The 6588-nt window shown below is 45.6% G+C and carries 6 protein-coding genes; 1 reads left to right on the top strand and 5 read right to left on the bottom strand.

Translation table 11 applies throughout. From position 1 onward, the window contains the following. Positions 1–258: 258 nt before the first annotated feature. Complete coding sequence (locus IFU39_RS31080; RefSeq protein WP_091018299.1) at positions 259–810, bottom strand: hypothetical protein; 552 nt, start codon at positions 808–810, stop codon at positions 259–261. 86 nt (positions 811–896) lie between these two features. Here IFU39_RS31080 and IFU39_RS31075 point away from each other — a divergent pair, with 86 nt between their 5' ends. Then, complete coding sequence (locus IFU39_RS31075) at positions 897–1487, top strand: TetR/AcrR family transcriptional regulator (RefSeq protein WP_192136401.1); 591 nt, start codon at positions 897–899, stop codon at positions 1485–1487. Positions 1488–1573: 86 nt separating this feature from the next. Here IFU39_RS31075 and IFU39_RS31070 read toward each other — a convergent pair whose 3' ends face one another. From IFU39_RS31070 to dusB, 4 genes are all read right to left on the bottom strand, one after another. Beyond that, positions 1574–2911, bottom strand: coding sequence for a TrkH family potassium uptake protein (locus IFU39_RS31070; protein WP_091018301.1), 1338 nt, complete (start codon positions 2909–2911; stop codon positions 1574–1576). A gap of 203 nt (positions 2912–3114) precedes the next feature. Beyond that, positions 3115–4626, bottom strand: a complete 1512-nt coding sequence (gene lysS / locus IFU39_RS31065) for a lysine--tRNA ligase (RefSeq protein ID WP_047844500.1) — start codon at positions 4624–4626, stop codon at positions 3115–3117. Positions 4627–4742: 116 nt separating this feature from the next. Continuing rightward, positions 4743–5222, bottom strand: coding sequence for a transcription elongation factor GreA (gene greA / locus IFU39_RS31060; RefSeq protein ID WP_036606099.1), 480 nt, complete (start codon positions 5220–5222; stop codon positions 4743–4745). A 252-nt stretch (positions 5223–5474) separates the two neighbouring features. Further along, positions 5475–6494 carry a tRNA dihydrouridine synthase DusB gene (gene dusB, locus IFU39_RS31055; RefSeq protein WP_091018303.1) on the bottom strand — a complete coding sequence of 340 codons (1020 nt, stop codon included), beginning with the start codon at positions 6492–6494 and terminating at the stop codon, positions 5475–5477. Positions 6495–6588 lie beyond the last annotated feature (94 nt).

The raw sequence follows: 6588 nt of genomic DNA, 5'->3' as shown, positions 1-6588 counted from the left end.
TTCTCTTCAGCAACTTTTATATCTTATCACATCCGAACCAACTTTGCAAGCTCTTTTTTAAGTTTCTTTCGAAGCTTATTTCATTCGCTTGCCGAACCGTGTAAACCGTGTTTTCTTGGCCGGAATTAGAATATACCATGTACAGATATTGAATGCAAGTCTTTTTTGAAACTCTATCAACAATCGGTTTGATCTAATACAGACGTACATATGGTACTCTCCCAACTTAGCAAGTTCATACGCACGTCCATTTTCACTTTAATGTTTAACATTCCTAGCAGGAACCTTTCTTGGCCATAAACTGTAACTAAAACTTATCAGAAAATCGATTCCGAGTATCATTCCCCACACTCTGATCAGATTATTGAAGGCAGCTGTACGTTCAGCATCTCCAATCCACCATATCATGGCGAATAAAAAAGCACTTCCTATAGCCCAAGCCAATAGATGTCTAAACCATCCACTACGTTCACGACTCGCATGTTCTCTACCATATAACTTGTTGCTGCGAGGATTCTCTCCACCCTTGAACCAATATAGGAAATATCGATCCGCCCAAGCGATCATCTGGTGACCATAAGCAATGCTTGCTCCTATATACACCGCAGCTATACCATGAATCATACTTGCTGTAGCTCCTCGCTGTAGATCCATGACTGTAGCTACCAGCAATAACAGATCGATAACCGGCGTTGCCATTAACAAACCGATGCCTAACCGCTTCATGCCAAGGAGATACCTGACACTCAGACCCGTGAACACAAACACCCAAAAGGCAATCTCACAACCTATAATGAAATAACCAATCATTTCAGCCCCTCCTTTTTTGATACATATGTACTAAATATAATTTAGCACGTATGTACTATAATAATCAACAGTGATATAATATGCCTATGCCTAAAATTGTTGATCATGATAAACAGCGCGTGCTCGTGGCCGAGGCAGCTTGGCGTATTATACGAAGAGATGGCATGGAACAAGCCTCTGTTCGGAATATCGCTGAAGAAGCTGGAGTTTCGGTTGGCTCAATGCGCCACTACTTTTCTACTCAATCGGAACTACTACGATATGCCATGAATCTGGTATCTGAACGGGTGTCTCATCGAGTCCAAAAAATGTCCTTTACCGGTTCTCCCATGGACAATATGAAATGCCTATTGCTCGAATTCTTACCAAACACGGAAGAAAAACTGGCCGAAATGGAGGTGTGGTACGCTTTTACAGCCAGATCGAAAACCGATCCTAAACTCAAAGAACTTGCTAATACCGTATATGATGAACTCAGACAAGCCGTAGGCTCTGTTATCACCTACCTGATAAAGCTCGACCTCTCCAGAACCGATCTGGACAAAGAACTGGAGATTGAAAGATTGTATGCACTGGTGGATGGCTTAGGCATACATACCGTGCTTAGACCGGATCAGATGAATGCCAAGCTTATGGACGATGTTCTCACCTTACATCTTGCTTCCTTGTGCCGTTAAACCAAAAAAAACCGCAGCACATTCGTTGTGACTAAGGCCCGTTACGATAACAGGAGTTAGTTCTGAATGTCTGACGGTTTTTCTTTTTATCCGATAATGATCCGGCCTTCCGGATGACGATACAGTTTCTTCTCTTTGCGCGGACGAAGGGCATACGCGATGGTTAATGGCCCAATCCGACCTACAAACATGGTAAAGGTAATAATGATTTTTCCCCAATTGGTCAACTCATCAGTCACTCCCACAGAAAGACCCACGGTACCGATTGCGGATGCAGCTTCAAACATCAGTGAAAGGAATGGCGCATCCTCTGTCGTAAGCAGAAGCATCACCACGACCATGAATATGATCAGAGAAACCATAATAATGGTCAAAGCCCTCATCAGCAGTTCTTTCGGAACACGCTGGCGGAAAAACACAATATCCTTATTCCCCCGAATCATGGCATACACTGCACCAATCATGATCAAGAATGTAGTCGTCTTGATTCCGCCCCCGGTCGATCCAGGGGAAGCTCCGATAAACATCAGCAGAATGAAGAAGAATTGGGTAGCCTGCCTCATCTCCGTGATATCGATTGTGCTCGTTCCCGACGAACGTGTAGAGACAGACTGGAAGAAGGACGCGTAGATCTTCTCGCTCCATGTGAGTGAAGCCAGTGTATGTCCATTGGTGAATTCGAAAACAAACAAGACAATCGCTCCTATACCGATCAGCGCTCCGGATACAGACAGCACCAGTTTGGACTGAAGAGATAAACGGCGACGTTTGCGATACTCAAACAGGTCATTCAATACAACAAAACCCAGTCCACCAGAGACAACGAGCACAGAAGCGGTCACATTGAATATCCAATCTCCAGTGTAGTATTGGAAGCTGTTACCAAACAGATCAAATCCGCCGTTATTAAACAATGAAACAGAGTGGAATAATCCATAGTATACGGCCTGACCCAAAGGCATCTCTGTTGCCCAGCGCAGTGCTAATATGACAGCCGCCACCCCTTCAATGGTAAAGGAGAAAATCAACACCTTGCGGATAATGCGTACTATCCCTTCCATACTATCTGCATTAATGGCTTCTTTGAGTAATAACCTGTCCTTGAGTGAAATTCGCTTGCCCAATACAAGTGCAAAGAGAGTAGCCATGGTCATGAATCCGAGTCCACCAAGCTGCATTAATACCATAATGACGAACTGACCAAACAAATTAAAGGTCGTCCCTACATCCACAACGACAAGTCCAGTTACACATGCGGCAGAGGTTGATGTAAAGAGCGCGTCAATAAACGCCAAATGCATACCGCTTTGGTTGGAGATTGGCAACATGAGAAGCACCGTTCCAATCGCAATGATAAGCAGAAAACCACCGACCAGAATTAACGGAGGAGATAAGAATTTGGCAAAGTGAAGCCTGAACTGCATGAAGGGCACCTCTTTTAACAAAAATACGTACAGGTTAATCTAACAATTTCAAGACGCGATGCTACCCTAATGGTGTGCTGTGAGCAACGGCCTTCTGACAACTTTATTTTTAGCGTCTATGTAAACCTAAAGAGGAACTTGCCCCAGCATGATACTGAACGGCAGGTTCCTCTTCTATTATGAACGTATACTACGTTCCTTATTTAATCTTGCGTACGAGGACGCATGTGCGGGAAGAGCAGTACGTCACGAATCGACGGGGAGTTGGTAAGCAGCATGATCAGACGATCCACCCCGATTCCCAATCCGCCTGTTGGTGGCATACCATATTCGAGCGCACGGATGAAGTCGTCATCCATCTCATGAGCTTCGTCGTTCCCATGTTCTTTCTCCAGCATCTGTGCTTCAAAGCGTTGACGCTGATCGATTGGATCATTCAGCTCTGTGAAGGCATTGGCATGCTCACGTCCAACGATGAACAATTCGAAGCGATCCGTGAAGCGCGGATCTACATCATTTTTCTTCGCCAGTGGTGAGATTTCAAGAGGATGTCCCATAATGAATGTCGGTTGAATCAACGTCTCTTCCACAAACTCTTCAAAGAACGCGTTCAGAATATGACCAAATGTCATATGTTTTTCAACCGGAACCTTATGTTCCTTCGCCAGGTTATGTGCTTCCTCATCCGTCATGTGTACGGAGAAGTCTACGCCCACAACTTCCTTAACTGCATCCACCATCGTAACACGACGCCACTGCGGCGTAAGATCTACTTCATAATCTCCATACTGGATTACTTGCGTACCCAATACTTCCTGTGCAATATGAGCTACCAGATTCTCCGTCAATTGCATAATGTCCTTGTAGTCGGCATATGCCTCATACAACTCAATCATTGTGAATTCCGGATTGTGACGTGTGGACATCCCTTCGTTCCGATATACACGGCCGATCTCATATACCTTCTCCAGTCCGCCAACAATCAGACGTTTCAGGTGAAGTTCAATCGCAATCCGCATGTACAGTTCCATATCCAGCGCATTGTGATGTGTGATGAACGGACGTGCTGCCGCTCCTCCTGCGATGGTATGCAACGTAGGTGTTTCCACTTCCAGATATCCAAGGGAATCCAGGTAACGACGCATCGATTGAATGATTTTGGAACGTGCGATAAAGGTCTGTTGTACGTCCGGGCTCATAATCAGGTCAACATAACGCTGGCGGTAACGCAGCTCTACATCGGTGAGACCATGGAATTTATCCGGAAGCGGATAGAGCGATTTGGACAGCACTTCAAGATCTTTCACTTTGACAGAAGTTTCACCTGTTTTGGTCTTAAAGATCACACCCGTTACCCCAACGATATCGCCAAGGTCCAGCAGGCTAAATGCCGCATACTTGTCTTCAGGCACGCTATCCTGACGAACATAGATCTGGATTCTGCCGCTCAGGTCCTGAATATGTGCGAAGCTTGCTTTACCCATTCCCCGCTTCGCCATAATCCGTCCGGCAATACTGACTTCGATGTGCTTCTCTTCCAGCTCTTCCTTGGTCAGTTCTTCATACTTCTTCAGAATGGAGCCGGCTTCTTCGGTACGTACGTATTTTTGGCCAAAAGGGTCGATTCCCAATTTGCGGAGCTCGTCCAATTTGTCACGGCGAATTTGTAAAAGCTCGCTAAGTTCGGTTTCCTGATTCAAGACTTCATCCGTCATGATCTGTATTCATCTCCTTATTTACATTGCAGGCATCGTGAAAGGACGTTTTTCCTCTAATGTTGAAAAAGCTTCCCTAAGGAAGCTTTTGTTTACCGTGCCCAACTGCTTCGTTGCTATAGCTTTTTAATGTCCATAATTTTATATTGAATTACGCCAGCAGGTACACTTACATCAACAACTGTACCTTTTTTCTTGCCGAGAATCGCTTTACCTACAGGGCTCTCGTTCGATATCTTGTTCTGAAGCGGGTCTGCCTCCGCGGTACCTACAATCGTATATTCCGTGATGTCGCCAAACTCCAAATCTTCTACAGTGACGGTTGCACCCACACTTACGGCATCGGTATCAATCTCGTCGCTGTTAATAATCCGCGCGTTACGAAGCAATTTCTCCAACGTGATTACACGTCCTTCAATGAAAGCTTGCTCATTCTTCGCGTCTTCGTATTCAGAGTTTTCACTGATATCTCCATACCCGATGGCTACCTTAATCCGTTCAGCCACTTCGCGGCGCTTCACTGATTTCAATGTTTCCAATTCTTCTTCCAGCTTCTTGAGTCCTTCTGGTGTAAGGATAACTTCCTTGTCGCTCATCTCAACCGATTCTCCTGTCATGGGAATAAATTTGATTGTACGGCAACGGAATCAGTGCTTGTTACAGAGCTCCGCTCGCATACATCTTCAAAACTATATGAAGTTCTCCAGAGAAATAGAATATTCCTCCTGATGCTATAGCCTTATTAACGCACATGGCGAATTTATACTGAGAAATTATAGGGGAACGATCTCGAAAAGTCAATGTTACGTCCCCTATAGGTGTAAACGTTTTACAGATGCGTTTTATAATTAAGATGCATTTCCGGCGATTACCGGTTCTGACTCCAAATTACCTTCGCTTTTCAGCTGACTCACAAAGTTCTCCAGAATTTGTACCATCTCGTCCCGCTTGGTTCCTTCCATAATAACGTCCTTGATGCGGGCAGATCCTTTCAAACCTTTCAAATACCAAGCCAGATGTTTGCGCATCTCGCGTACGGCAACTGTCTCATTCTTCAATGCGATCAGGCGATCCATATGCAGGATGGCAACACGGATCTTCTCTTCGCCATTCGGGTCAGGAAGCAATTCCCCCGTGCTTAAGTATTGAATGGTACGATACAGCATCCATGGGTTACCCAGGGCGGCACGACCGATCATAACTCCGTCACAACCCGTTTCATCCAGCATACGGCGTGCATCCTCTGGTGTATGGACATCACCATTGCCGATCACTGGGATAGAGACAGCTTCTTTTACATCTTTGATATGTGACCAGTCAGCTGTGCCTGTATAGAGTTGCTCACGGGTACGGCCGTGTACACTTACCGCCTGTCCACCAGCACGTTCAACCGCGAGCGCATTCTCCACCGCGAAGATATGCTCGTTATCCCAGCCGATACGCATCTTGACTGTCACCGGCTTCTCCACCGCGTCCACAACAGCGGATACCATCTCATAGATTTTGTTCGGATCAAGCAACCAACGTGCACCGGCATCACATTTCGTTACCTTTGGCACAGGGCATCCCATGTTAATGTCGATGATGTCTGCATTGGTTTCTTGGTCCACGATTTTGGCTGCTTCTACAAGGGAATCACGATCTCCCCCAAAAATCTGAAGGCTCAGCGGTTTCTCACGCTCATCTACAAACAACATCTCACGTGTACGCTGGTTGCCATGGACAATGGCTTTGCCACTCACCATCTCCGCACATACGAGGCCTGTTCCGAATTCTTTTGCGATCAAACGAAAAGCCGGATTACATACGCCAGCCATCGGCGCAAGTACGACCTGGTTTTTCATTTCAATGCCACCAATGTTAAGCACGGTAGTCGTTCCACTCCTTTTTTCAATTCTGTATATATCACGATATAAAGTTCGATCAGTGTCTTGGTTGTTGTAACATGACGAAACCGAAACG

Origin of the sequence: Paenibacillus sp. CFBP 13594 (assembly GCF_014842675.1) — a bacterium.
In the GTDB taxonomy this organism is placed as follows: Bacteria; Bacillota; Bacilli; order Paenibacillales; family Paenibacillaceae; genus Paenibacillus; species Paenibacillus amylolyticus_B.
This window is presented reverse-complemented; position numbering and strand designations above follow the sequence as displayed.